Source organism: Methanomassiliicoccales archaeon (genome assembly GCA_038740345.1).
GTDB lineage: Archaea > Thermoplasmatota > Thermoplasmata > Methanomassiliicoccales > UBA472 > JAJRAN01.
Map to the genome: position 1 here is coordinate 1 of JAVYMA010000017.1, position 26,390 is coordinate 26,390.

22 protein-coding genes and 1 tRNA gene are annotated in these 26,390 nt (G+C 40.5%); 9 read left to right on the top strand and 14 right to left on the bottom strand.

The annotated features are described in order from the left end of the window. The 3 genes from QW520_06510 to QW520_06520 form a co-directional block, all read left to right on the top strand. A partial coding sequence (locus QW520_06510) for a hypothetical protein (GenBank protein MEM0449455.1) occupies positions 1-1,079 on the top strand: 1,079 nt, incomplete at its 5' end. 1,287 nt (positions 1,080-2,366) lie between these two features. Next, positions 2,367-3,983 (top strand): FMN-binding glutamate synthase family protein, encoded by a 1,617-nt coding sequence (locus tag QW520_06515; protein MEM0449456.1) that lies wholly within the window; start codon positions 2,367-2,369, stop codon positions 3,981-3,983. 293 nt (positions 3,984-4,276) lie between these two features. Next, positions 4,277-6,100, top strand: coding sequence for a thioredoxin domain-containing protein (locus QW520_06520; protein MEM0449457.1), 1,824 nt, complete (start codon positions 4,277-4,279; stop codon positions 6,098-6,100). 91 nt (positions 6,101-6,191) lie between these two features. On the opposite strand, the gene QW520_06525 is transcribed toward QW520_06520, so the two are convergent. Together QW520_06525 and QW520_06530 are read right to left on the bottom strand one after the other, a co-directional pair. Next, positions 6,192-6,779: a DUF4443 domain-containing protein gene (locus tag QW520_06525; GenBank protein MEM0449458.1), complete on the bottom strand. Its 588-nt coding sequence runs from the start codon at positions 6,777-6,779 to the stop codon at positions 6,192-6,194. Positions 6,780-6,781: 2 nt separating this feature from the next. Further along, the gene (locus QW520_06530; protein ID MEM0449459.1) at positions 6,782-7,978 is read right to left on the bottom strand and encodes a methionine adenosyltransferase; all 1,197 of its coding nucleotides are present in this window, start codon (positions 7,976-7,978) and stop codon (positions 6,782-6,784) included. A gap of 123 nt (positions 7,979-8,101) precedes the next feature. On the opposite strand from QW520_06530, the gene QW520_06535 reads away from it, so the two are divergent. Continuing rightward, positions 8,102-8,665, top strand: coding sequence for a CBS domain-containing protein (locus QW520_06535; protein MEM0449460.1), 564 nt, complete (start codon positions 8,102-8,104; stop codon positions 8,663-8,665). Between the two features lie 180 nt (positions 8,666-8,845). On the opposite strand, the gene rnz is transcribed toward QW520_06535, so the two are convergent. From rnz to QW520_06550, 3 genes are read right to left on the bottom strand one after another with little or no spacing between them, the layout of a single operon-like run. Continuing rightward, positions 8,846-9,781 carry a ribonuclease Z gene (rnz, locus tag QW520_06540; protein ID MEM0449461.1) on the bottom strand — a complete coding sequence of 312 codons (936 nt, stop codon included), beginning with the start codon at positions 9,779-9,781 and terminating at the stop codon, positions 8,846-8,848. Positions 9,782-9,803: 22 nt separating this feature from the next. Beyond that, positions 9,804-10,895 carry an MFS transporter gene (locus QW520_06545; protein MEM0449462.1) on the bottom strand — a complete coding sequence of 364 codons (1,092 nt, stop codon included), beginning with the start codon at positions 10,893-10,895 and terminating at the stop codon, positions 9,804-9,806. Between the two features lie 57 nt (positions 10,896-10,952). Further along, positions 10,953-11,168, bottom strand: coding sequence for a hypothetical protein (locus QW520_06550; GenBank protein ID MEM0449463.1), 216 nt, complete (start codon positions 11,166-11,168; stop codon positions 10,953-10,955). 94 nt (positions 11,169-11,262) lie between these two features. Here QW520_06550 and QW520_06555 point away from each other — a divergent pair, with 94 nt between their 5' ends. From QW520_06555 to ileS, 4 genes are all read left to right on the top strand, one after another. Then, positions 11,263-11,679, top strand: a complete 417-nt coding sequence (locus QW520_06555) for a universal stress protein (protein ID MEM0449464.1) — start codon at positions 11,263-11,265, stop codon at positions 11,677-11,679. A 40-nt stretch (positions 11,680-11,719) separates the two neighbouring features. Continuing rightward, entirely contained in the window at positions 11,720-12,367 is a 648-nt protein-coding gene (gene rpe / locus QW520_06560; GenBank protein ID MEM0449465.1) for a ribulose-phosphate 3-epimerase, read from the top strand. Positions 12,368-12,897: 530 nt separating this feature from the next. Next, positions 12,898-13,932, top strand: coding sequence for a flap endonuclease-1 (gene fen, locus QW520_06565; protein MEM0449466.1), 1,035 nt, complete (start codon positions 12,898-12,900; stop codon positions 13,930-13,932). Between the two features lie 74 nt (positions 13,933-14,006). Next, positions 14,007-18,191 (top strand): isoleucine--tRNA ligase, encoded by a 4,185-nt coding sequence (ileS, locus tag QW520_06570; protein ID MEM0449467.1) that lies wholly within the window; start codon positions 14,007-14,009, stop codon positions 18,189-18,191. Here the strand turns inward: ileS and QW520_06575 are convergent, their stop codons facing one another. The 3 genes from QW520_06575 to QW520_06585 all read right to left on the bottom strand — a co-directional run bounded on the left by QW520_06575 (position 18,192) and on the right by QW520_06585 (position 20,380). Next, on the bottom strand, positions 18,192-18,971 hold the full coding sequence (locus tag QW520_06575) for a DUF126 domain-containing protein (GenBank protein MEM0449468.1): 780 nt from the start codon (positions 18,969-18,971) through the stop codon (positions 18,192-18,194). After that, positions 18,968-20,140, bottom strand: a complete 1,173-nt coding sequence (locus QW520_06580; protein ID MEM0449469.1) for an aconitase X catalytic domain-containing protein — start codon at positions 20,138-20,140, stop codon at positions 18,968-18,970. The genes QW520_06575 and QW520_06580 overlap by 4 nt, the downstream gene beginning before the upstream one ends. 126 nt (positions 20,141-20,266) lie before the next feature. Further along, positions 20,267-20,380: transfer RNA gene (locus QW520_06585), tRNA-Arg, on the bottom strand. A 277-nt stretch (positions 20,381-20,657) separates the two neighbouring features. Between QW520_06585 and QW520_06590 the strand changes: the two genes are divergently transcribed. Further along, positions 20,658-22,148 (top strand): hypothetical protein, encoded by a 1,491-nt coding sequence (locus tag QW520_06590; protein MEM0449470.1) that lies wholly within the window; start codon positions 20,658-20,660, stop codon positions 22,146-22,148. Between the two features lie 39 nt (positions 22,149-22,187). On the opposite strand, the gene QW520_06595 is transcribed toward QW520_06590, so the two are convergent. From QW520_06595 to QW520_06620, 6 genes are all read right to left on the bottom strand, one after another. Then, the gene (locus QW520_06595) at positions 22,188-22,394 is read right to left on the bottom strand and encodes a 30S ribosomal protein S27ae (GenBank protein MEM0449471.1); all 207 of its coding nucleotides are present in this window, start codon (positions 22,392-22,394) and stop codon (positions 22,188-22,190) included. 11 nt (positions 22,395-22,405) lie between these two features. After that, positions 22,406-22,744: a hypothetical protein gene (locus tag QW520_06600; GenBank protein ID MEM0449472.1), complete on the bottom strand. Its 339-nt coding sequence runs from the start codon at positions 22,742-22,744 to the stop codon at positions 22,406-22,408. Beyond that, the gene (locus QW520_06605) at positions 22,741-23,217 is read right to left on the bottom strand and encodes a GTP-dependent dephospho-CoA kinase family protein (protein ID MEM0449473.1); all 477 of its coding nucleotides are present in this window, start codon (positions 23,215-23,217) and stop codon (positions 22,741-22,743) included. The genes QW520_06600 and QW520_06605 overlap by 4 nt, the downstream gene beginning before the upstream one ends. Before the next feature lie 46 nt (positions 23,218-23,263). After that, positions 23,264-23,449, bottom strand: coding sequence for a transcription elongation factor subunit Spt4 (gene spt4 / locus QW520_06610; protein MEM0449474.1), 186 nt, complete (start codon positions 23,447-23,449; stop codon positions 23,264-23,266). Beyond that, positions 23,446-24,024 carry a DNA-directed RNA polymerase gene (locus QW520_06615; protein MEM0449475.1) on the bottom strand — a complete coding sequence of 193 codons (579 nt, stop codon included), beginning with the start codon at positions 24,022-24,024 and terminating at the stop codon, positions 23,446-23,448. Before QW520_06615 ends, spt4 begins: the two co-directional genes overlap by 4 nt. A 126-nt stretch (positions 24,025-24,150) precedes the next feature. Continuing rightward, a complete protein-coding gene (locus QW520_06620) occupies positions 24,151-26,295 on the bottom strand; it encodes a sodium-translocating pyrophosphatase (protein ID MEM0449476.1) in 2,145 nt (714 codons plus the stop codon). Positions 26,296-26,390 lie beyond the last annotated feature (95 nt).

Genomic DNA, 26,390 nt, shown 5'->3' on the forward strand with positions numbered 1-26,390 from the left:
GAAGAAATGTATTATATAATTTCCAGCAATTTGCAAATAGGATGGGTATTCCGATGGACCGCAAAAGAATAGTATTGGTGGGATATGGGAATGTTGGCAAAGCTCTTGTCGACATGTTGGCAGAAGTTGATCCAGAAGGAAAAAGATTTACTTTTTCAGCCGTTTGCTCCCGATCCATCGGAGTTGCCAACCTAAAGGAGCTGGCTCCAGGAAAAGTTTCAAAAAAGTTGAAAGCTAACAAAGGGGATTCTCGAGCTTATAACCCAGAAGAAAGAGTAAGAGAAATAAAAAATTATTTACGCGAGGCAGATTACGACATCCTTGTTGAAGCCACTTCGGCGGATTATGCAACTGGTGAACCTGCATTTTCATACATAACTATTTCTTTAGATAGGGGAATAGATGTTGTAACCTGCAATAAAGGTCCAATAGCCCTACATTTCAGGCAATTGATGGAGACTGCATCACGTTCAAATGCTTCCTTAAAATTTGAGAGTACCGTTATGGATGGAACACCCGTTTTTTCTTTATTTAGAAGCCTCCCTCCCGTTAAAATAAAGAAAATCAGAGGAGTATTCAATTCAACAACTGGTCTTATAATAGATACAATGAGGGAGGGTAAAAATTTTGAAGCGGGATTGAAGCGAGCAAAAGCCGTTGGAATGACGGAGACCGATCCAGTTAACGATTTGAGTGGAATGGATGCAGCCGCAAAGCTAGTAATTCTTTGTACTGCACTAGCAGGTTATGATTTGAAACTAAAAGATGTTACACGTGAAGAAATCACAGAAGAATCTCTAAAGCGGATATTGGATAAGGTCAAAAAGGACAAATGCGTGAGAGTGCGTCAAGTTGCAATGGCGGATTTTGAAAATAAGGAATTCAAAGTTGCCTTAGAAATATTAAGACCAGAAGATATGCTATTTTCTTGTACTGGAGCTTCAAATGCAGCCATTTTTTCGATGGATCTTTTTGCTGAAATGGTAATAGCAGAGCGTGATCCTACACTTAGAGAGACAGCTTTTGGTATATATTCTGATTTAGTTGATCTGTATTCCAGAGATACATGTTATTATTAATTACATTTAGGAGATATTTCGATAAATATATATCAATTTATTTGATTTTATTAATAATTATTTTGTTGCCAAATGCATCTGCACATTCGCCTTTGTGTATAAATGATAATCGATTAATAGAGTCCGCAAAATTTATGCATGAACCCAGTCGGTCTTTTACATTATATGATAAATTAGAAAAAATATAATGCATCTTATTTTAAATTCTATATCTGCGAAGCAGAGCGAATTTTTATACAATTATTGGCAGCAAATTCTCCCCAAAGAAAGTGGATTCTTACCAAACCTCGGGCTTTTTTTACCTCAACGTTCTCACAACGGTTGCCGTCCCACACATATCGAAAGGCCACCTGGGATATTGTTGGATGGTAAGTTATGGAGATTTGTAATCAGAAGGTGAGATAGAAACGTTCACGCCAAGGGCGATTCTCAAATTTGCTGTTATTAACACCATTATTTCTTTAAAGGGGATATATTACGCGGTAGTTTTCTCAAATTATGGTGGAGAAGTTACGTTGTTTCCATACGATATTTAAAGTCTTTCACTTTAGAAGAATTTATATGTTACCATTCGATTTTTAACTTATATATCAATAGTCGGATCAAAGATTATGGAAGATATAGATTTCTAATTTTTAACCAGCATATTCGGAATATTTGTGATTAGCCAAATTCATAACTCCACATTGAAAGCTAACTCGATTGCTAGATGGTTAGTTTTTTTACTCCTTCCCTTTTTTTCCGTTCTTCACTGAACGTATTTTTCTAAGTATTATTTGCTCTTACTAGAGTGTCCTTATCTGAATTCATCTTTTTAACTATGGTGGTCATCATCATTTATTTTGTTTAAGAATTAATCTGCTTAAAACTAACTTTTAAAAAATATACAAAAATAACTTATAATAAACGCATGATTCTTTTTTATAGATTAATCGGACTAAGTTTGTGGAGGGGGGTGGTGGGAATTTTTATAAAACCATTCTTTGCACTTCTATCTTCGTTTCTTTCATCTAAATATCAACAAATGCATAATTGAAGCGATTAATTAATCTCATTTTGAATTTTAAACAAATATAATATATATAATATATTATTAAAGTAAATAGACTTAACATCATTATTTCAGATAATTGTCTAAAATTTAAAATTCGCTTATTTTCATCTTGGACATTCAAATAAGTTTTCTTATATTGTTTAGATAAATAAATAAATGAATTAATTCATTCCCCCGACCAATTTGAGCCTGATAGATGTTATCAGGCCAAGTAACAGGGAGCTGATTGATAAATGCAAGTGATAGAGAATTCAAGGTCTACAACTGGTACAAGGACTAGAGTGCAGGACATAAACCCAACAAGTGGTATGTGTCCAATATGCATTGAAGAATGTCAGGTAATGTGTGAAATAGGTAAATCTGCATTTCGAGGCAGAGAAGTCCTATATCCTCAGCCCGAGTATTTTGGAACCTCGACGGCTTCGTCGAATAAAGACTATCTTTTAGACTGGTCTCATTTTCAAATTCTTGCTGAGCTGATTGGAGCGTACGGTATAGAAGCGAATCCGGATAAAGCATTTTTTGAAAATGCAGATGTATCCTCATATGTTGCGACGTCGAGTAAGAAACCAATTAGATTAGCTATCCCTATCGTTATTCCTGGTTTGGGTTCGACAGCAGTTGCTAAAAGAAATTGGGAAAGTTTAGCCAAAGGAGCTGCAATGGCAGGTGCTATCCAAGTTGTAGGTGAGAATGTTGCTGGAATGGACCCAGAAGCAAAATATACAAATGGAAAAGTTACTAAATCTCCTGATTTAGAATTTCGAATCAAAGCTTATCGAGAACTTTGGGATGGAGAAAATGGCGATATTGCTGTTCAGACAAATGTCGAAGATCAAAGAGGCGGCGTAGATGTTTACGCTCTTAGTAAGTTAGAAGTTAATATTATAGAGAGAAAATGGGGACAAGGGGCAAAAGCTATAGGAGGAGAAGTCCGACTTAATACGTTGGAAAGGGCACTAGAATTAAAACGTCGTGGCTACTTAGTACTTCCAGACCCAGAAGATAAAAGTGTCCAAGAGGCATTCAAAGCGGGAGCCTTTAAATCGTTCGAGAGACACTCCCGCGTGGGATTCCCAAGCCGCAGAACTTTTGTAGAAGATGTAGAATGGCTCAGATCTAATGGCGCAAAATATGTTTTCTTAAAGACGGGAGCTTATAGGCCTGAGGTAGTTGCATTTACTTTAAAGTGCGCTTCAGAGGCTAAGCTTGATATGTTAACCTTTGATGGAGCAGGAGGCGGAACGGGGATGAGCCCTGTTCCAATGATGAATGAGATGTCAACTCCTACGGTTCACTTGCAATCGCAGCTGCTTGATTGCGCCAGAATATTACGAAAGAAAAATAGATTCATACCAGATTTAGTAATGGCTGGAGGATTTGTGAATGAGACTCAAATGTTCAAATCAATAGCAATGAGCAACATCGGAGATGGACCACTAGTCAAGGCCATAGGAATGGCAAGATCGCCCATTTTAGCTGCTATGAGATCCCAATATTTCGCTCATCTTGCTACAAAAGGTAAATTGCCTAAAAGCTTTGCTGATGAATATGGTTCAAATCCTGAAAAATTTTTCATAATGACAAGCGAAATTCAGGAAAAATTCAGATCAAAACAAATCGGAAAAGATATTCCGTGGGGAGCAGTAGGAGTTTATACGTATTTTGATAGAATTTCCGTTGGGCTTAAACAACTCATGGCTGGAGCTCGGAAGTTTAAATTAAATAACTTAGCAAGGGATGACATCTGCTCTTTGAGCGAATATGGTTCAAAAGTTACTGGTATAGAAACTTTTGAATCTATGGCGAATCGTGTCATGCCTGGTATTTTAGAGTATTGGGACGATTAAGTCATTTAAACCTTTTTTCATTTTTTTAGAATTCGACTTTCGCAAATGACTTAAAGGCAGGAATCATTTAACCTTCCAACGTGCGCAGGCACGCAAGGGATTCAGATGGTCCTTTTGGGGCCAAAACAGGAGGAGAAACCCGAGAAAGGGAGAGCCGCCGACCTCTTGCAAAGCGCTCAAACCCTTTCCATTTCCCTTTTTTATTATTTCTTGAAATTACTAATATTCGAATGTTAATTCTCATCGGTAGTATTTATTATGAATAACTATCTACCTAATGTTATTCGATCCCAATGCAAGAAAAGCGCACTAATCATTTAATCGGTGAAAAGAGTCTCTATCTAAAGCATCATGTTTATAATCCTGTTGATTGGCATCCATGGAGCGAACAATCGTTGGAAAAAGCTAAGAAATCAGATCTACCTCTTTTCATATCAATTGGGTATTCAGCTTGCCATTGGTGCCATGTGATGGCCAGGGAGTCGTTTGAAGATGAAATGATCGCCTCTATTCTTAATCGAGAATATTTACCTGTAAAAGTTGATAGAGAGGAAAGGCCAGATCTGGATGGAATATATATGGCAGCTTGCCAAATGATCTCAGGTGGTGGAGGTTGGCCCCTGACAATCGTCGCCACACCCGATGGCAAGCCTTTTTTTGCTGGAACTTATTTTAGCCGACAGGGTTCACCCACATCGCCAGGATTATTAGACATTCTTTCCTCTCTAGCGCTTCAGTGGAAATTAGATAAAAATAGATTAATAAAAATTGCTGAAGATATATCCCAATCGCTCAAAGAATTTGTTGCATATCGAGAACCAGCTGACTTAAATTCAGATATTTTACACAAAGCATTATTGCAAGCAGAGATGAATTTCGACGAGGTATATGGAGGTTTTGAAATTGCACCAAAGTTTCCTGTTCCACATAGATTAATATTTTTATTATATTATTATAATAAGTTTAAAAATGAAAGTGCCAAAAATATGTCGTTTTTGACTTTGAGACGAATGGGAGAAGGGGGTATTTTTGACCATGTTGGATATGGTTTTCATCGATATTCTACAGATAGAAAATGGCATCTACCACATTTCGAGAAAATGCTTTATGACCAGGCATTATTAGCCATGGCTTATTCGGAAGCCTATTCAATTCTCAAGGATAAAATTTTTAAGAAAATCGCCTTGAAAACGTTTAGTTATGTCGAAAGTAATTTGACTTCTCCTGAAGGTTTATTCTATTCGGCAGAAGGATCTGAAAGTGAGGGGATCGAAGGAAAATTTTATACCTGGACTTGGGATGAAATTGTTGATGCGTTAGGTAATAATTCTGAAATATTTTTAGAAGCATTCGACATCAGAAAGGAAGGCAATTTCAGAGATGAAGCCACTAAAAGAAAAACTGGCTCTAATATTTTACATTTAAATCGAACATTAGAAGAATTGAGCAATAAGTATTCACTTTCTGAAAATTCGATTGAAGAATATATAGATAATAAAATTGAAAAGCTCTTAAAAGCTCGTAGGAAAAAAGTTCCACCCGAAGTCGATGATAAAATATTAACTGATTGGAACGGCCTCATGATCGCTTCTCTCGCAAGATCTTCCATTTTATTAAAAGAAGAAAATCTTTTAGAAAGGGCAATTAGGGCCGCAAATATCTTATCATCGAAAATGAGTTGCAATGGAAGATTATATCATAGAGCAGTAAGCGATGTTATTGGAATAAACGGATTCCTTGATGACTATACCAATTTGATTTGGGGTTTTGTTGAAATTTACAAAGCCAACGAAGAAGATAAATATCTAGATTTGGCCCTTCGACTAACAGAAAATATGATAAAACACTTTTGGAATGAACATTCAGGAGGTTTCTTTTTCACATCTGATGATTCAGAATTTTTAATTGCCCGTAGAATGGATGGTTATGATGGTGCTATTCCAAGTGGAAATTCAATTGCCGCCATTTCTCTAATTGAGCTATTCAAGTTAACTGGAAAGGAAGATTTTAGAATGTATTCCAGTCGTACTATCAAAGCTTTTGCGGCTGACATAAATGCAGATCCATTATCGCATTCACAGATGCTTATTGCCAAAATGCTCTTGATGGATACTTGATTTCTTTAATAATTGATTGTTAATTATTATTCTGCACATATGAAGTATATAGATAAATATTATATAATAAAATTAATAATAATTATATTATTCAGATTAATGCAAAAGCAGCTGCTAATGCACCATTCTCTGCTTCGAAATATTCTTGCGCCGTGCCTATTATTATAACATCCCCCTCCGCCAATGAAAACACTTTTCGTAATAGCAATGAAGAGGATGGCTTATGGTCGTCCACACTATAATCAGGAGGAATTATAAGTTTACCACCGGAATAAATGATTGTCGTAGCTCCTTCGGCACCTGCCTTTACAGCAGCATCTCGTTGCTCAATACCTAGACTTACGCGTGATGCTGCACCTTTTACATGAACTGCAACGTTTCTTTCAGCAATAGACATGTCGCTAGGTTCTAAACGCTCTACCTTTAAAGGAATTGATTTCATGAATTCTAGACCCTTATTGGAAATTTTTATTCCAGTTTGTTGCACATCAATAAAACCCCTATCGCGTAGATAATCAATGATGGTCCTCATGCTTCCCTCGCCAACTTTAACTGAGTCAGCCAGTTGCTTACGCCCTTTTCTTCTTCCATCCATGAGAATTAGAAGTGTCCGGTATACATGGTAATCAGCGAACCTATGTACCGGACCATATTTGGGAAGGTCTACAAATTTCATCATACTTAGAATGTGCTTATCTCTCCATTAACTATTTTCTTCGTCACGACTTCGATATTGTCCAACCAGTTGTCTGCTATACTGCGCGCTTCTCTTTGCCATTTCTTGAAATTAGCTCCTGGTGCGGGCAATATTTGTACCGAACATGTCTGAGGATTGTTTATTGGCTTTCCGATCTGTGAAAGAATGCGTACTTCCACTTCCAGAATTTCATTTCCTGCAGCGTTGGCAATGTCTTCTGCGATAAACTTGCTTAAAATATTATACAGCTTTCCTACATGGGTAATTGGATTCTTTCCTGAGGACGCTTCCATGCTCATAGGACGAAAAGGCGTGATAAGTCCATTGCAGCGATTACCTCTTCCTACAGAGCCATCGTCCCCGTTTTCCATGCTTAACCCTGTAACAGTGAGGTAAAAAACGCCTTTCTTATAATCATCAGCAGTATTAATCTCTACATTAACATTTAAGTCGGTTTGTTTGACGGCGAAATCATGTATTCGATTTTTCATTTCTTCTATCGTGCTTATGTAATGTGATTTATCTGGGATATAACGATCAACCATGGCACATGCTATTGTGAGGTTTATTGTATCTCCCATTCGTGCTGCCATGACTTTTACATCCTCACCCGATTCTTTGATTCTGCGTTTCATAGCGCCATTGATATATTTCTCGGTCTCTAGAACCACCTTCTCCGTTTGCGTTAACGGAGCATAACCTACCCCGAATGAAGTGTCGTTGGACAAATGTTTCCTACTGTCGTAAACTGAAGTTAAATCAATTGAGCCTTTTCCTATCATGCAATCAAGCATGACATCAGTATCCATATCAAGATTAGGGAAATGTGATTTTAAATATTCATTGGCCGCTTTCACCGCAGTTGTCCTGTAAGGGAGTCTCTCTCCATTAACTTCGGTTGTCGCTCTCCCAACTAGTAAGATATAGACGGGCTCCAAAATATCTCCTCCTCCAAATTTAGGAGAAGATTGCCCTCCTACGATCTGTGTCTCATCTGTATTATGATGAAGGACACGCCCATATCGCTCGATATACATCTTACAGAGGGCACGGGAAACACTCTCTGAAAGACCATCAGCAATACTATCAGGATGCCCAATGCCCTTACGCTCAACCAATTCTACTTGCTGTTTCTCGACAGGAGTATAATCGATTCTTTCTACAATGATATTCTTGGCCATTTGATTGTCACCTTTTTTTATTTTTAGCCAGACAGATTGAGGGCTGGTTAGGGCTCGAAAAGATTCCATAGATATATACATGATTGCATAAAATATTCATATAGGAATAAAGATTCCATATCGATGAAATTCCCCGAAATTAGGGAAATTAAAAGGATGCGGAAGGCATTGGATATCACGCAAATAGAGTTATCTCGATTGACTTCTGTGTCGCAGAGTACTATAGCGAAACTGGAGAATGGGAGAATCAATGCCTCATATGAAATCGTTGTCAGGATTTTTGAAGCATTAGAGGAAGAGGCAAATAGACGCAGAGCGGGTAGAAAGGCAATTGACGTATCCTCAAAAAAAATCATATCGATTCAAGCCGAGGATAAGGTTAAGCATGCAACAGAATTAATGCGGTCATCGGGATATTCACAGCTACCAGTGTTCGATGGTGATAAACCAGTAGGGAGCATAAGTGAATATAATATTCTAGCCCTTTTACGTGATGGAAGTAGTCTAGAATCGATTTCCGAACTACCCGTCAGAAGCGTTATGGCCGAGGGGTTTCCGATTGTAAACGAGGATACTCCATTAGAAACGATTACCTCCATCCTTTCCAGTTCCAATGCAGTCCTAGTTGGAAAAAAAGGGAAGATCACTGGAATTATAACTTCTTCAGACGTCCTTAAGCTTCTATGATTTAATTCAATGGTTAGAAAAATTCATTTGTGATCTCCCGTAGTAAATAAATACATTATTTTCAAAAGAGTAAATATTTGTAGCTTACTAGTTAAAATTTAATTAAATTAATTAAAAATACAAAATCCATAAATAGAAAATGAATTTAATTTTAAAACAATCGATTAGTTCGTATATCTCTTAATTAAAAACGCTTCTATTCCACTCCTCCTCAGGTGGGTTTATTTGAAGAGATAACAAATCCTCAGCCGCGAAAACGATTGGAAATTCTTTCTTCGCTTCATTCACCAATGATTTTACATCATCATATCTATTGCTAAAATGATAGAGATATAACATTTTCGCCTTTGCTTGGGCCGCAACTTTGCCAGCTTGCTGTGCGGTACTATGACCATATTCGTTTGCTTCATCTTCAAGGTCTGATGATAGGGTTGCTTCATGTATCATCAAGTCAGCATTTTTCGATGCTTCTATAAATTTGAGATTAGGTCTAGTATCCCCTGAAATAGAGATTTTTCTTCCTCTGCGCTTAGGACCAATTACCATAGAAGGACTGATGGTCAAATCTCCGACACTTACCGTCTTGCCCTCTTGTAAAGCTCGAAAAGCTGGCCCCTCTGGTACGCCGAGATCTCTAGCTTTTTTTACATTAAATTTGCCAGGACGGGGTTCTTCTTCGAGAACGTATGAGAAGGCAGGAATTGTATGATCGGCTTGTATTGCCTTTACATCGTAACCAGAAAAATGAATGCATTGATTATGAACTAATTCAAAAGCGGACACATCGAAACTGGGCTGGAAAAAACTCAAAGAAAGCGCTAAATCTAAAGCCTCTTTGATACCAGCCGGTCCGAAAATTCTTAGTTCCCTCTTACGTCCAAAAAAATTCATTGATTGAATAAGTCCTGGAAGACCAAGAAAATGATCCCCGTGAAAATGCGAAATGAATATATCCGTCACCCGCATGAAGGAGGCTGAAGAAAGCATAAATTGCCTCTGTGTCCCTTCACCACAATCAAAGAGTAGAATATCTGGACCCATCTGGACTGCCACAGCAATAGGATTTCGTTGAGGAGTTGGTAAACTTCCTGCAGTTCCTAGGAAGATAATGCGCACAATAGTCTCATATTAATTCAATTTAATTAGTCTTGTCCACAAAGTGCCTAATCCATCTGTTGCCAAATAGGAAGATTGCAAGGCCTATTATAGCGACCGCTGTGGCAATATACATACATCCTTTAAATCCAAAAAAGCCTGAAGCAAATCCTCCCAATAATGCCCCCATTATCGCCGAGATGCTCAATGCGGATTGGAGCAAACCAGCCGAAGTTCCCTTCTCCTCATTGCGTTCCATAATGTATTTTATTGAACCTACATACAGAGTAGACCATGCTAAAGCTATCATTATCTGGGATGGGATTATTTGCCAGTAAACCTGTGCTAGAGTATAGGATGGAAATGTAACGATAGACATAATGAAACCAATCACAACCAAAGGTACCGCTTTGTATTTGTCAGTCATTTGCATAAAAAAAAATTGCCCTAGTGCATTAACGGCATAAATGGCTCCGATGAAGAGAGGACTCGCTCCTAAATCCGCCAAAAAAAGTGGATATATCACCCATATCATGTTCGCGCCGGTGTGGCGAAACATTATACTCAAATATACTGGGAAATTACGACGCAGGATATCTTTCGGAAAGAGTGGGACGTGGTGGATACTCTCTTTACCGAATGGCAATTTGAGAGAGATTGCAAAAGCTATTAGCATCATGGCGGCACTGAATATGAAGATTTCAAGGTAGATTCCGATAATACCTGCGATTAATGTTCCTAGACCAAAACCCAAACTACCGTACGAAGAGAATTTTCCTATTTTCTTATCATTTTCATAAACATGTGCTAACAAAGCAGCTGGATAGATACCAGCGCACATTCCGACTATTAAGCGTGAAACGGTCAAAGCAAATGTATTATAAGCGAAAATTTGAAGGAATAGAGCTATTGCGGCAAGTAATAAACCACTTTGTAAAACTCTCTTACGACCATGTATGTCTGAAAAACGACCAAAAAAATACGATGAGACGAATATTGCGGCACTATAGCCTGCCACTAAAATTCCGATTTCCCAATTTGAAGCTCCAAATCCATCCCTTGCTAAATTAGGTATTAACAAAGATGCTGCTGAAAGGGAAGCACTAGAAAGCAGCTGGATGGTTGAAGGCTTCATTTCGGCGTCGATTCCGTTATCGATATTTAAAAATAGAGCATATGTAACGAAAATAGGTTAACGACCTAAAGAAGATAATATACGATTTTGCTTTGTTGCTTTTTTATATTCTTTATAATGTTTCTTGCAGAGATGCGCTCGCCTTTCATTTTCTTCGATTGGAAGTTTGGCTTCCTTAGCCGCTGCTGCCGAGATTGATCTTTCCGCTTTGCCATCGCATCCTTTTATATTACATACATCTTGAGACTTTTCTTTACTTTTCCTCGCAGCCATAGACATTCATCCTGAAATCAAGATAAAAAATTTTGCATTTGAAAGGTTATTTATTTATAATATGAATTGTAAATTATAAAAGGGGTGAGTGGAAATGACAAAGATTTCAAAGGTGTTGGTCGGAGTTGATGGTTCTGAGAATGCACTTAGGGCGGTGGAATTGGCGACACATATAGCTCGTGCTTTGGGTGCAAAATTAACATTATTAAACGTGATTGCACCATCTGAGGCAGCCTTATTCACCGGACGATCCTCTAGACCTCTGGAAGACAAAACTATGGGCGATGAAAGATTACAAAAAGCAGTAGAAACAGCAAGGCGCGCCGGTGTAGAGCATGAGACAATAGTAGAATTCGGCCATCCAGCCGATGTTATTGTCAAGATGGCGAAGGATTTCGATATGGTGGTAGTTGGTTCAAGAGGTTTAAGTGCAGTGGAGGGCTTTTTACTAGGAAGCGTGTCCAGTAAAGTATTACATCATTCCAAAGTGCCTGCCTTAGTCGTCCCCTGAAGCGAATAATGATAAACAATGTAGACGATAGAGGAGAGAAATGGTAAAAGTAGCACCTTCTCTCCTATCGGCAGACTTCGGCTCGCTTGCTAGTGAGGTTAAAAAAGTTCAAAATGCTGGTGCAGATTGGATCCATATAGACGTTATGGATGGAGTTTTTGTTCCTAATATCACTATTGGTCCAACTGTGATAAAACACATTCGACCTCATGCAACGATACCTTTCGATGTACATTTGATGATTGTAAAACCTGAAAATTTTATTGATCAATTCGCATCTGCAGGTGCAGACTTAATCACAGTGCACGTGGAAGCTACAAAAAATGTTGAGAAAGCGATTGATAGAATTCATTCATTAGGAAAAAGAGCGGGGCTTTCAATTAATCCTAATACATCATTAGAAGACGCTTTGCCATATCTAGACATGATTGACCTTATTTTGGTAATGACCGTCTATCCTGGTTTTGGAGGTCAAGCGTTTATAGAAGATTGTCTGCCCAAGATTTACAAGGTAAAAAAAGAAATACAAAATCGAGGACATAAAATTGAAATAGAGGTAGATGGAGGCATTAACTATTCAACCGGAAAAAGGGCTGTGGAAGCAGGTGCAACTGTTTTAGCAGCTGGAAGCGCTTTATTCAGCTCCAAGAATATGGCAGCTGAAATAGCGAGGTGGAAAGAACTATAATGACCTTAATTTAGAATTTAAATATGGAAAAGTTTCATAAACTGGGCTCCTCATTCGACGTCGAGTGCACTATGGAATTTAAAAGCGACAATATGATAATAATATTGGCAGTAGTTTTTCCGTTGCTGTTCTTGCTGGTTTCCCTGATTCTGGATGCGGGTATATGTATCATCCTACCACTTATTATTTGGGTAGGGGTGGCAGTTACTATGTTATATATACCAATGACTAACGATGAATGAATAAGCCATTTAAAGAGAGCGAGGAACTAAGCAATTTACACTTGATAATCATTTTTTCACTATAAACATATATGTTTTATCGAAATTAAAAATAAATGAGCTAATTTTAAATGGCTTTATCATTCATCATAATGTCCCGTCAAACAATATAATCAGGTTCATTCTGTTCTCTTTTTCCTCTTACATTTTTTTAAAAAATATTATTTAAAATAATATATTAATAATTATTAAAAGCAATGAAAGGCCGATAGGTAAAGATTAATTCTTAAATGCTTTAATGATAAGATTATGGGAGTTAACCTCTCTGATATAATTATGGGAAAGCAAATCGATCTAGAGGATCTTTCTGGCAGAAATCTAGCGATTGACGCTTATAATGCAATTTATCAGTTTTTAAGCGTAATACGTCAACCAGATGGTAAGCCTTTAATGGATCAAAAAGGTCGCATTACGTCGCATTTGGCTGGCCTCCTTTATCGTAATGCTCATTTAATCGAGAAAGGCATAAAGCCCGTATACGTTTTTGATGGTACTCCGCACCCTTTGAAATTTCGCACCATAGATGAGAGAAGCAAACGCCGAGCCAAAGCAAAAAAAGAATGGGAAGAAGCCCTTGAAAAAGGGGATTATGAAAAGGCATTCAGCAAAGCTACACAATCTTCACGCATTACAAATGAAATTGTGGAGAGTTCTCGCATCTTATTGTTCCATTTAGGAATACCTGTGGTTCAAGCTCCAGAAGAGGGGGAGGCCCAAGCTGCCTATATGGCGATAAGAGGGGATGTGTGGGCTGCCTGCTCCCAAGATTTTGATTCGTTATTGTTCGGTGCACCAAATCTAGTACGCAATCTCGCTATTGGAGGAAAGAAGCGGATTTCAGGAAGAGATCAGAATAAAGAGATCCCAATCGAAGTCGTCAATCTTAATGATGCGCTACAAAAATTGAATTTGACTCGTGAGCAATTGGTTGATCTTTGCATTTTAATGGGAACGGACTTCAATGAAGGAGTGCTAGGAATAGGTCCTAAAAAAGGACTTAAGCTTATTCAAGAGCACAAAAATCTGGAAACGGTTTTAAAATTGTTACAGGTGGAAATAGAAAATTATAACGAGATTCGAGATATTTTTTTAAAATACGAGGTGATAACTGATTACAAATTAGAATGGCGTCCTCCGGATCGCGAAAAAGTATTAAGTCTACTGCATGACGAGTATGACTTTTCTGAGGCAAGAGTTGAAAACGCGTTAAGAAGAATGAGTGGTAGCCAGTCAGTTAAATCCCCGACCTCTATTCAATCACAGCGCTCTTTAGATATGTTTTAGTTGAAATTGCAAAAAGTCAGCCAGGACCAGTTTGTTTTAAAAAGGAATTTGCATATAAGGCCACAGTGACTGCGATGATAAAGCAGGTCCAAGCGAATTACAATCCTGTAGAGCTAGAGAGAAAGGTGCGAGAATACTGGCAAAAAACTGATGCCTATCGCAAAACTAAAGAGCTGCGCTCATCTTGTCCGAATTTCTACTTTGTTGACGGACCACCTTATACTACAGGGGCTATACATTTAGGTACTTCATGGAATAAAACGCTCAAGGACACTTACATTCGTTTTAAAAGGATGCAGAGATTCAATGTCCGAGACCAACCAGGCTATGATATGCATGGTCTGCCTATTGAGGTAAAAGTAGAGCAAAGTATTGGTGTTAAGACAAAGAAGGAGATCGAAGCTTATGGTATAGATCGTTTCGTCTCTACATGCAAATCATTCGCCTTAGAGTTCCAAAAACGCATGACGGAACAGTTCAAGGAGCTGGGCGTATGGATGGATTGGGATAATCCATACTTGACCATAACCAGTTCTTATATCGAGGCTGCATGGTGGACCCTTAAGCGAGCGTATGATAAAGGTCTTCTCGCGCCATCAAATAGGGTTTTATCTTGGTGCCCACGCTGCGAAACGGCTTTAGCTGAGGCAGAAATCGAATATAGGGATGAGAAAGATCCTTCCATTTATGTACGATTTCCTTTGAAAGAGGAAGAGGGGACATACCTTCTCATCTGGACTACAACTCCATGGACCCTTCCCGCAAACCTTGCAGTTGCAGCCCACCCAGATTTTCGTTACGCTAAAGTGAGATACATCGGAGCTAATGGCAGTGAAATTGTAATCGTTCTCGAATCTTTAGTAGAGCAGATTGGAACAATGGGGGGGTACGATGGTTATGAAATTTTAGATCTCATAGAAGGCGATGATCTAATTGGCGTGGAGTACATCCCCCCTTTTTATAATGATGTGGAATATCAACGCCAAATTACTGGGAAATGGGTCCATAAGGTAATTCCATCGAATACAGTTGCAGCTGAGAATACAGGCTTGGTTCACATCGCACCGGGTCATGGTCCCGAGGATTTCGAGATGGGAAAGGAGTTCGGGCTAGAACCTTTTTGCCCAGTGGATGAAAGTGGGCGTTTTACTAAGGAACTCCCTCCGAGATATGCTGGAATGAGTGTAAAGGAAGCGAATAAGCAAATTATTGAGGAATTGAAGAATCGAAATCTCATCTACTCAGTCGGGACTATTGTTCATCGTTATGGTCATTGTTGGCGCTGTGATTCTGGTATAATCTATCGTAACACTACTCAATGGTTTCTTAAAATAACACAGATCAAAAAATTGATGTTGGAGGAAATCGACAAGATACATTGGGTTCCAGATTGGGCTGGGTCTTCTCGGGAATATGATTGGACCATGAACGCCCGAGATTGGTGTATATCGCGACAGCGTTACTGGGGTATACCTCTTCCCGTATGGACTTGTAAATGTGGAGAATCAAAAGTTATCGGCTCAATTTCTGAATTGGAGAAGGGCGAAGGTTTCCGCAAAGAGATGGAGTTACACCGGCCTTGGATAGATGCAATAACTTTCAAATGTGAAAGTTGTGGCGGCCAAATGAAAAGAGTGCCAGACGTGCTTGATGTCTGGTTCGATTCGGGTGTGGCTACGTGGGCACAGCTTGGGTTCCCTCGCAGCAGGGTTGAGTTCGACCGCTGGTGGCCTTGCAAATGGATAACAGAGGCTCACGACCAGACTAGAGGATGGTTTTATTCCCAGCTTGCTGCTGGATGCATTGCTTTTGATCGTGCCCCTTATGAGACAGTGTTAATGCATGGTTGGGTATTGGACCCTAATGGTCAGCCGATGTCTAAATCTCGAGGAAACGTCATAGAGCCAGAAAAAGTGATTAAGGACTATGGAGCTGATGCGTTGCGCTTCTATTTAATGCGTACTAATGCACCTTGGGAAGATATCTCATTTCAATGGGATGGGGTAAAGAATGCACGAAAGACGCTGAATATCCTTTGGAATGTCGTAAATTTCGCTACTACTTATATGAGTATAGATGCTTTTGATCCCAAAGCAATAAGTTTTGATTCCGTAAATCATGCCCTTCGACCCGAAGATCGATGGATGATATCCCGTACAGAAAAAATGAAGAATGAAGTCGGAAAATATCTCAACTCTCTCGAATTGCACAAAGCCTGTCGGGTAATTGAGGATTTCATATTAGAGGATCTATCACGTTGGTACATCAGATTAATCCGCGATCGAACTTGGTCTGAAAAGGGGGATGCGGATAAACTAGCGGCATACAAGGTCCTTTATGAATCTTTGATGGATTTAACTAAAATACTGGCTCCATTTTGCCCCCATATCAGTGAAGAAATATACCAACATTTAGATGGTTCATTGGAAACAGTGCACATGTTAGATTGGCCTATCGCCGACACCACTAAGTTGGATGAGAGACTAGAACAGGGCATGGTAAAGATTCAGGAGCTTGTTGAGATTATTAATAAAGAAAGACAGACTCGCGGTATTAAATTGCGTTGGCCCCTGAAGAGAATAATCATTCGCGCATCCAATAGTGAAAATTTAGAACTAATGAAGCAATTAGAGCCAATAATCCGATCACAAGCTAATGTTAAAAAGATAGAATACGTCCCACCAGGGCAGGAATGGTCAGAAATCATACTTATCGCTGAACCTAATCCCAACGCTATTGGTAAGGTCTATAGGCAGTGGAGTTCAAAGATAGCTGTACTGTTAAAATCGCGACCTGCCAAACAGATCCGCGATTGTATTGAGAAAGGTTCCTACTCGCTTGGTATAGAAGGTCAAATGATTAAAATCGAACCAAATATGGTGAGTTTCAAAAGTGTTCTGCCATCTAACGTGGTGAGTGCGACCTTCAGTGGTGGAGAATTATACATTGATTTTGAGATTACACAAGACATTGAGGCAGAAGGTTTCGCTAGGGAGCTGATCAGGCGTATCCAGCAGACACGAAAAGATATCAAGTTAGACGTAGAGGAATACATTAAAGCTGAGGTCCATGCCCCTGCCAAGTTAGTTGAATATTTCAAAATTTGGAAAGGCCATATAATGAACGAAACGCGATGCCGCCAAATGGAATTTGTAGATTCGGTCAAGGGAGATATTGTTACATCCTGGGAAATTGAAGGAGAGAAAATCCAAGTAGGTATCACCTCTCTTCATTTCAAGCAGGCTATAGAAGATCTTATGCAAATAACTGGCCTATCACAGGAAGGGGCTTTAGCACTTGTAGAATCAGGATACCGGACACGGAATGATCTGAAACAGTTAAATGAAGATCAGCTTAACAATATCACAACCCTGCCTAAGTCCGATGTTAAGAAGATCGTTCATTATTTTGAAAGGAAAGAAGCTCCGACACCAACCTCAACTATTGCATCAACAGAAACCATGACGAAGGCCGACCTTATTCCATATCTTTTACGTATACCCCGAATGAATGAAGTCAAAGCAGAACTACTCTATGAAACAGGATATAATACAATAGAAAAATTAAAAAATGCAACCAAAGAAGACTTGCGTAAAGTCAAGGGATTGGGAGAGAAAACTATCGAAGAAATATTATTTTATGCAAAATCGGGAGGATTTGATAAGACTATAAATTGCATTAATTGTGGTGCCCCTGTTCCTCCGAATAAAATTACATGTGGGTCTTGTGGTAAGAAAGTGAACGTACAGACACATGCTGAAGAAGTATCTGTTGAACCTTCCGAAATTTCAACCGCCTCGGATATCGAATTGGAAAAATCTTTCACATATCTCATAAAGGAAGAGAAGGCAGAACGCTCTTACCAGCTTTTCGAAAAAGCTTTGAGTAAAGGAATGAAGGGCTTTTGTGTTACGAGGAATTATCCACTAAAAATTAAATCTAAATATAATTTAGGAGACACTCCTATTCTTTGGCTGAGTAATGTCGGTAAAGAATCTAGCATTCGTCCAAAAGACTTAGAAAAATTATCGGTTTCCTTAGAGCAATTCCTAGCTCAGTCTGAAGGAGGAATTATTCTTCTTGATGGCTTAGAATATCTAATAACCAATAACAACTTCCTGACCGTCCTGAGATTAGTTCAATCGTTACGCGATCAGGTCGCTATCAATCGCTCCATTCTCATGTTAGTTCTGAACCCCTCCACCTTGGACGCTCACGAGCTGAACCTGCTTGAGAAAGAGGTAGATGCCACCCTTTGATCACAGACCTAATGATCGCAGAACTCTCAAAAATCCAGGGACTGTTACATGTTCGTCAACACTCGAAGGGTCTATCCACTTGTACTCACTGTGCTCCCAATCAATCCTTATTTTTTCCGTTGGACATGCCATTAAAAAGGCATGAACCGTCCATGCCATATCCCCTTGTCTAACTGTCAAGGGTGGAGCTTGGTGGAGAACAGTACAATCCTTAACCGCCGTCTCCTCCTCCACTTCCTTTATTGCCCTCTCCAAGGGCTTCTCTCCTTTCTCGAGGTAACCACTAACTCCCGCCCACATATTCTGGCAAGATGATACCTTATCGCTTCTCTTAAGCGCGAGGATGCGGCCTTTATGCATCAGCACTGCCGTTACCACATCGCTTTGCCTCACAGCGGGTAATTCTATTATTCCATTATCACCATCTACTTTTGCCACATCACCGCTCTTCAATAACGAAATATCGATTGAATCTACCATGGGAATGCCAGCCATCACGGCCCCCGTTGCCACAATGGTCTCAGCGCTTCGATTTATAATCGCTGCAGGAAGATTCCTTTCTCTCTTCAATTGTAAAATCGTATACGAGCCTACAGTACTACCTTTCCCTCGATTAAAGGCAAATACCCTGCCTCTAATATTTTGCCCTTCGAGCGTTGTTGCATTTGTTAAAATGCCTGTTTTTGGATTCACACCCCCTAAAAAGCTAAAATCGGATTCTAGAAGAAGTACTTCTCCTTCTGCCTTACCTCGAGAGATACTCCTTCCCCTGATAATCATAAAATCAACCTCATCAATTCTTTTGTTGAAGCAAAAATTACTTTCTGAGAGCATAGTGACGGAAGGTAGACGCAAGCTTTAGTCGAATTAGTGGCAGTACATGCATATTTTTTCTCTATTGGCGTCACTACCATGCATGTATCGCAAACGACTTTGCCGAATTTTTCCAAAATTGACACTTCCTTAAGACAACGAGCCTTGATTTCTCGAGAAGTGCAAAACCATACCTCAGGTTTGTCTCGAACAGGTCGTTTACCGTCCAAGAATGATGCTAAAGTTCTCAATTCCGCTTGAGAAAGATGAGGGCAGCCCAAGGCCACGAGGTCCGGCTCTTTTCCTGTGTTAATGGAATCGCAAGCTCGTTTTAAATCATCTTTTCCTAAACTAATGCGTTCAAGGCCATTAATCTCTTGTTTCTGATAATCTGGAGTGACGCCTTCTACGTAAAACATTGCAATGGACCCGGAGGCTGCCATGGCAGCGGCTATGGATTTCAGGCCATCGGGATCCGGTCTTATGCCTTTAAAATATGGAATTGCTGAGCCAAATGTCTTTCCTACGATGTACCCAAGTAAGGAAAGTTCAGATGAATCTTTCAACGATTCTGACTCTATCACGACTGTTGGCTTTCTATTCTCTTCTAAGTGCAGGCCATAAAGAGGAGTTTTTCCAACTATGGCAGCCGCTAGAGCTCCAGGGCCCCCTTCTCTATTGGTTCGAGCCCCCAACACAGCATTAACATATGAAATCGCTGATGACTCTGCCCAGGCTACCGTGTCGCCTTGCATTGGGGAGTTGCCAAGCAAATAAGGCGTGCAGCTGCAAATGGTACGAACACCCATTCTTTCATAGGCTTTGATTATTGTTTTCTGTTTTTGAGCGAAATCCTCATCCACCCCCATGTCTTTCCATCTTTCTAAATCCATTCCAGCAGGATTGAGCGTGGTAGGTACGGCTACCTTAGAATCGATTGACATTTCTTCTAAGAAGTCAACCCCCCCTTCACCGATAGTTTTGAAAGAAACTCCAGAAATATGAGCTGAGGATATTGGGACTAGGCGTTCAGCTTCATAAATACGCCCCAAAGCTACGAGAATCTCCATGGCCCTTTGGAACCCCAAGCCCTTTTCCCCTGCTAAGGCTCGCTCCTCTTCCTGGGTAAGGTGCATGAGAGGTGATTGTTTAATGATTGTTTAAAAAGTTATGGGCCATTGCATAAATGCTAATGATGGAACGTAGTCTTTTTATGAGCGAACAAACGCATCGAAAACAGTATTGATGATTTTAAGTGGGAGCGGGCCCGCCGAGAATTTCGTCCCTTTTAGGATTTCGAACTCGGGTCCGAGGCTATCCTCCCGCTAAATAGGCGACCGGAGGCCTCTGTGATGTCCAAGCTACACTACGGGCCCTTAACTGGGTCATGAGTGCTTCTAAGAATAAAGCTTGCTCTTTGCTTCAAGACTTGTTCAAATAAGATAAAAAGTTCTTAAAAACGCACAAGGTTTAGTTCTCATAAAGCATCCTATTAATATATGGAGCGCTAATGCTCCTAAAATTGTGAGAAAAATTTTTCTGACTTATGATCCCAAGAAAAGAATAAAGTTATTTATATTTATTTTTATAGTTTTATCAATTATAATAAATATATTCATGATATTTTATATAGCATCTTATACGACGGCCGAAATGCCAGCAAATATATTTGTATTTAGTAATGATACCGTTTATGTAGACCGTTCCTCAAAAGGATTTATTTATGTTTTGGATCGCGAAAATGTTACAAGATTGAGTGCTTCTGGGAGTTTTACCTATTCCATGCCATGTGCTCCAATATCATTGCAAGTTGGTAGAGAATCTAATAGTATGGCAGTTAGCTTTGCCAATGCCAGTGTAGCGCTGTATTTATCTGAGGAGGAATACCCTTTGTGGATAAGACGTGTGAATGGGACTCCTCTAGTTATTGCGATCTCAGAAAAGGGAACGCAATTCGGATACACCCCAGATGTAGTCTATGTTATTACTTCATATGATTCTGTAAAGGCGTTAGTCGGATTAAGCGCTCTCAAGCATGGGGAAGAAGTTTTATATTATGAATTTCAAGGCGTATTAAACCACGTATCATATCCTGATAATACTCATTACTTAGCTTTGACCGTCAACAATTCCCATGTAGTTATTTTTAATAAAGGTGCCACATCCCCATTAGGATGGATCTCTGTATCGGGACAGGTTTTGGAAACCAATTTAGGAGCGGCAGGCAGACACTTGGCAATACTATACTTGCAAAATGGAGACCATAAGGTCTCCGTCTTCTCTTTACCAAGTTTGATTCACAAGCAAACTGTATCAGTCGAAGGAAAAAATGTAAAAAATCTTCTACTCCATGGTGATAGTGGGATTATTTATATAAAATCTGATAATAAAATAATGAGATGCGATGTGGAAAAGGAAAATTGTTTTAAAGCGATTCGTGAGATTCCTGAACTAGATAATTTCGTTATACCTAGTGTAACTGATGAAAATTTTGTATCATCACCTGGAAAGATACAGACTTTTGTACCTGGCATGGTAGTGGCTAAATGGTCTTGCCTCATTGGTGGTGAGCCTGTACTTTTGATAACTGATGCAGGTGGTTGGCAAGTGATAGGATATGATTCGAATCGCCTTGTAATCATAGACAATACTCGAAACTATTCTGGTTCTGGGACATTCTGGATGGCGCTTGGCGTCCTCGTGATTTTTCAAATATCCACGGTCCTGTTAACGCATTACTGGAACAGATTAAAGAGCTTAGATGCCAAAAGAGTGATAGTCTTATTTTGCGGTGCGATTGCTGGAGTGGCAGTAGGATCCCTTTTTGTTGATTTAAGATTCGTCGAATGGTTTAGCAATGAGCTCATTTATCTCATAATTTGTGGCTCAGTGGCGGCATTGACCTGCTTACTAAGTTGGGAAAGTCAAGCGGGTCTAGCGGGTATGGTCTTCAGTACTGTATTTGGCCTACCATTATCGGTATTGTTCTCATGGCTAGCGGCTTTTTTCATATGGACTCAAGGTTACGAGTTTCCTGGCTCTGATGAAGCTTTCACTACTGCAGCCTTGTCTTTGATGACCGGCTTGAGAATGGGATTCACGGGAGGCATTATAGGGTGGATACTCTTTCGCCTTGTCAAATGAATAAATTCTTTTGTTACTTCTACCCATGTATTAGCGCATTCACTTTTTTTTGAACTCTGTATACCCACACTTACCGCAGGAATTCCTATTCTGATGCTCCGCAAGGAATACACCAGGTCCACATTTAGGACAATGCCTCTTTTTCCTTTCAAGTCTTCCTTCTTTGCTAAGAATATAGAAATCTTTCTTGCTAATCCGCAAATTCTTGGCACTCTTTGAACCAGCTTTATCTTTTTTATCAGCCATTAAAGTTCACCTCATTTTGGTTTAGGAGCAGATTTAGTCTTCGCAGCTTCCTTTACTTTTGTCTTTTTCTCCATCAGACCGTGACGCACTAACATCGCTCGGCTCTCAGTTTTCTTCACAGTCTCAAGGCTGGAATATACCTTAGCATATCCAACGCTCATGCCTTTCCCATATTCGGTTTCCATATTATCAATAATAACCGTTTCCTTGTTTTTTCCAAGAGCTGATGCTATTGCTGCGCGCACGGTATCACGATTCGGTGTAGGTTCTCCAAAATGCTCTGCGATAAATCGCACTTCTATTCTTTCCAGCAAAGGATTTTCTTTCTTGCTCTCAACTTGAACTTTCAATTACATTCCTCCATGGCGTATATTAATCTCCTTGCTTTTTCTCTGACGGAATTTTCAATCTCCACATGCACTAATCCCTTTCCAGGAAGACCATACAGCAAACACGTGCCATTTGGTGCTATGGCTGCAACGACTAGAGAAGATAAGTCCTCCTCTCCATTCACTTTTATTTTGACCTTTTCCGCTGAACCGATCGCATTTAATATTGCCGTCACTAAATCTGGCGTTATTCTTCCTGGAGGGTTGTTAGCGATTAAATATCGACCGGGCAAAATATTAATCCTATCAGCTAATCTAAAATCATCGCGTCGCTCATTTCTAAAATCAAAAATCATAATATGAGGTTGCAATCCGTTATCTAGCATAGTTAGGGAGACTACATCTCCCACAGTAATTCCAAGAGGGCTATCTTGCATCAGCTGAACTGCTTCTTTCTCATCCACGAAATTACCAAACGGCATGCGTAAGTCCAATCTCATTTCCTCCGGCAATTTCCATCCATTTATCGGCACTCGCAGCTTACCGAACACGGAGCGCGAATTTGCCATTGACATTGATACCCATCCTTTTAGCTATTTCAGATTTCGTATGATCAAGAATAATCACATAGCCCTGCCAATCCTTAGATGTCTGATTGCCACATAGAGGGCAATTGTCTTCTTCCGTAATGAATGAGCAATGCTTGCAAGCCTTTTGTACCTTCATGTGGCTGCACCCTTCTCTTTTTCTCCTTTCTTTTTACGATCCTCTTCCATCCATTCGAATTTGCCCAAGCCTGGTTGCCTCATTGTCAAACCTATTTTGCTTTCTCTGGGATTACGCTCATTTATGCTTAGCGCCACTATTCTAGCTCTTACTCTGTCGCCGACTTTTAGATCTCTTTTCGTATCCTTTCCTAATAAGCGCTGATTTACATCATCGACATCAATGCGATCGTCCATTATCTGTGAAATATGGAGCAATCCGTCCAGAGGTCCAAAACGAACGAAAGCTCCAAATTTTAGTACTTCGACCACCGTTCCTTCTACAACTTCCTGTAGTGCTGGCCTGAAAATTAGGGATTCAAATCGTACCTTTTGGTAAACAGCCCCATCTCCATGAACGATGCGCCCCGGCCCCTCAGGCTTTATATTTCTAACTAGAACTATAAGTGAGTCGCTACCTTCGACCTTGCCTTCGAAGGATTCTTTTGCCAACTCGACCACAGTGGAGTCTAAATCCTCGCCTAGGCGGTCTGGAGGTATGCGCACTACCTTTTCTCGCTGGGCCATCAAATACATAAGTCACCCTCTAATGACTCTGGCATACTTGAACCCTTATTTAAGCTTGACTCAAATGAGTAAAAGCAAATGGGATTGCTGGATGTGAAAAAGAAAAATGGAGTAAATGGTTTCGATGTTTTGCTCCTAAGGCGCAATGACGAATAGAGCTGCGAAAACTAGTGTAATGGTCGATAACAGTTTGACCAATACATGCAAAGATGGCCCTGCCGTGTCCTTGAAAGGATCGCCAACTGTATCTCCCACTACTGCTGCAGCATGTTGTGGAGTCTTCTTCTGGCCCTTTGCCTCTATGTATTTCTTTCCATTGTCCCAGGCACCTCCTCCGTTATTCATTAGAAGGGCCATGAGGACACCGGAAATGGTCCCGACCATCAATAGAGCGCCCACTGATTGATAGGATACTTGCCATTGATCTGCATAAGCATAGCGCATCAGCAGCCCAAGGGCTACAGGTACAACGACAGGAAGAATTCCTGGAAGAACCATCGCCTTTAATGCTCCCTTGGTCGAGATGTCCACGCAACGGGCATAATCTGGCTTATCATCACCCTTGAGAATATTGGGGTTCTCTTTGAACTGGCGCCGTACCTCGCTAATCATTTCATAAGCTGCCTTTCCAACGGCTCGAATTGCCAGCGACGCAAAGAGGAAAACCAGCATCGCACCTATAAGCGCTCCCACGAATACTGGAGGATTGGCTATGTCTACAGTAAAGACCTGTTCTGGGGGAAGACCCACTATTTCTGCGACTTTGTCGAAATAGGCACCGAATAACAGATAAGCTGCTAATGCTGCAGAGCCCATAGCATAGCCTTTGGTCAATGCCTTGGTTGTGTTGCCTACGGAGTCTAGCTTATCTGTCCTGTTCCTTATCTCCTCAGGCTGCTGGGACATTTCCACAATTCCTCCCGCATTATCGGTGATTGGACCAAAGGTGTCTTCTGCGAGAATGAATGCGCATGTAGCGAGCATTCCCATGGTAGCCACTGCCGTTCCATAGAGACCGTAAGTAAATGCCATACTCTCATCAGGTGCTGCTTGCTGGCCCAAGAAGAAGGAGGCAAGCAGGGCAAGAGATATGGCGACGATGGGCATTGCCGTAGTCTCTAAACCGATAGAGAAACCAGTGATGATGTTTGTCGCAGGTCCAGTTTCAGAAGCCTTTGCGATCTCTTTCACGGGTCTATACTCGCCCGATGTGTAGTACTGAGTTATATACACAATAATGATGCTTAACGCAATCCCAATAATTCCACAGGCTAAGAAATACTCCCAGTTATCTCCAAGTAACTCATAAGCAGCGTAGCCGAAGAGGATTATAGCAATGACTGCCGTGACATAATACCCCCGATTCAGCGCCTTCATCGGACTTTCATCCTCGTTGCGTAGCCCGACTAACATAATTCCGATCAAACCAGCAAGAAGACCGAAGGCACGTGCCACTAAGGGGAAGAAAACAAAGCCTATCTGACCTGTCAATGCATATACCGAAAATCCAAGAATCATTGCTCCAATATTTTCAGCGGCAGTGGATTCAAATAAATCTGCACCACGTCCAGCACAGTCTCCCACATTGTCTCCTACCAGATCTGCGATTACCGCAGGATTCTTCGGACTGTCTTCGGGAATTCCCGCTTCAACCTTGCCTACAAGATCTGCTCCAACATCGGCAGCTTTGGTGTAAATTCCTCCTCCAAGCTGAGCAAACAGTGCAGCAAATGAGGCACCAAAAGCATAGCCGACCGCGGCGAAGAGAGCTTGCTGCCACTGATATTCTATTCCTGGAATCGGTCCTGTCGCATCCGGATAAATAAGATAAGCGAAAGCGAAGAAGACGCCAGCAACACCCAATAGGCTTAGCGTAACCACAGCTATTCCAGAAACAGCGCCGCCACGAAATGATATTTTCAGAGCTTCATTAAGGCTCCTTCTTGCAGCGCTTGCTGTCCGTATATTTGCATTCACAGAAACATACATCCCGATGTATCCTGAAAGGGCAGAGCATGCGGCCCCGACCAAGAACGCAAGGCCGGTTTGCCAATTGATCCCCACAGTTATTATGGCACCAAGGATGACGCTTATTATGGCAATCGTGGTATATTGGCGGCGCAGATAGGCCATCGCTCCTTCGCGAATGGCATCCCCAATTTCCTTCATTTCAGGTGTCCCGGTGTCCTTTTTAAAAATGGATCGGGTGAGGAGCCCTGCGAAGAGCAGGCCTATGATGCCCGCCACCGGTATTAGATAGACCAGTGGATCCAATTCCATAAATCAAACCCCTCTCTCGGCGGTTTTTACGGGGGAATACCGATTCTTATATAAAGCGTTTGTTGAGGACGAAATCCAACAGTTATTATCTGGAT

Coding starts and splice junctions, on each gene's coding strand:
- rpe (MEM0449465.1), top strand. CDS start 11,720: ATGGTAAAAGTAGCACCTTCTCTCCTATCGGCAGACTTCGGCTCGCTT.
- QW520_06590 (MEM0449470.1), top strand. CDS start 20,658: ATGCCAGCAAATATATTTGTATTTAGTAATGATACCGTTTATGTAGAC.
- spt4 (MEM0449474.1), bottom strand. CDS start 23,449: ATGAAGGTACAAAAGGCTTGCAAGCATTGCTCATTCATTACGGAAGAA.
- QW520_06620 (MEM0449476.1), bottom strand. CDS start 26,295: ATGGAATTGGATCCACTGGTCTATCTAATACCGGTGGCGGGCATCATA.
- QW520_06575 (MEM0449468.1), bottom strand. CDS start 18,971: ATGATTATCAGGGGAAGGAGTATCTCTCGAGGTAAGGCAGAAGGAGAA.
- QW520_06520 (MEM0449457.1), top strand. CDS start 4,277: ATGCAAGAAAAGCGCACTAATCATTTAATCGGTGAAAAGAGTCTCTAT.
- QW520_06580 (MEM0449469.1), bottom strand. CDS start 20,140: ATGCACCTTACCCAGGAAGAGGAGCGAGCCTTAGCAGGGGAAAAGGGC.
- QW520_06515 (MEM0449456.1), top strand. CDS start 2,367: ATGCAAGTGATAGAGAATTCAAGGTCTACAACTGGTACAAGGACTAGA.
- QW520_06615 (MEM0449475.1), bottom strand. CDS start 24,024: ATGTATTTGATGGCCCAGCGAGAAAAGGTAGTGCGCATACCTCCAGAC.
- QW520_06530 (MEM0449459.1), bottom strand. CDS start 7,978: ATGGCCAAGAATATCATTGTAGAAAGAATCGATTATACTCCTGTCGAG.
- QW520_06595 (MEM0449471.1), bottom strand. CDS start 22,394: ATGGCTGATAAAAAAGATAAAGCTGGTTCAAAGAGTGCCAAGAATTTG.
- fen (MEM0449466.1), top strand. CDS start 12,898: ATGGGAGTTAACCTCTCTGATATAATTATGGGAAAGCAAATCGATCTA.
- QW520_06555 (MEM0449464.1), top strand. CDS start 11,263: ATGACAAAGATTTCAAAGGTGTTGGTCGGAGTTGATGGTTCTGAGAAT.
- ileS (MEM0449467.1), top strand. CDS start 14,007: ATGATAAAGCAGGTCCAAGCGAATTACAATCCTGTAGAGCTAGAGAGA.
- QW520_06535 (MEM0449460.1), top strand. CDS start 8,102: ATGAAATTCCCCGAAATTAGGGAAATTAAAAGGATGCGGAAGGCATTG.
- QW520_06545 (MEM0449462.1), bottom strand. CDS start 10,895: ATGAAGCCTTCAACCATCCAGCTGCTTTCTAGTGCTTCCCTTTCAGCA.
- QW520_06550 (MEM0449463.1), bottom strand. CDS start 11,168: ATGGCTGCGAGGAAAAGTAAAGAAAAGTCTCAAGATGTATGTAATATA.
- QW520_06525 (MEM0449458.1), bottom strand. CDS start 6,779: ATGATGAAATTTGTAGACCTTCCCAAATATGGTCCGGTACATAGGTTC.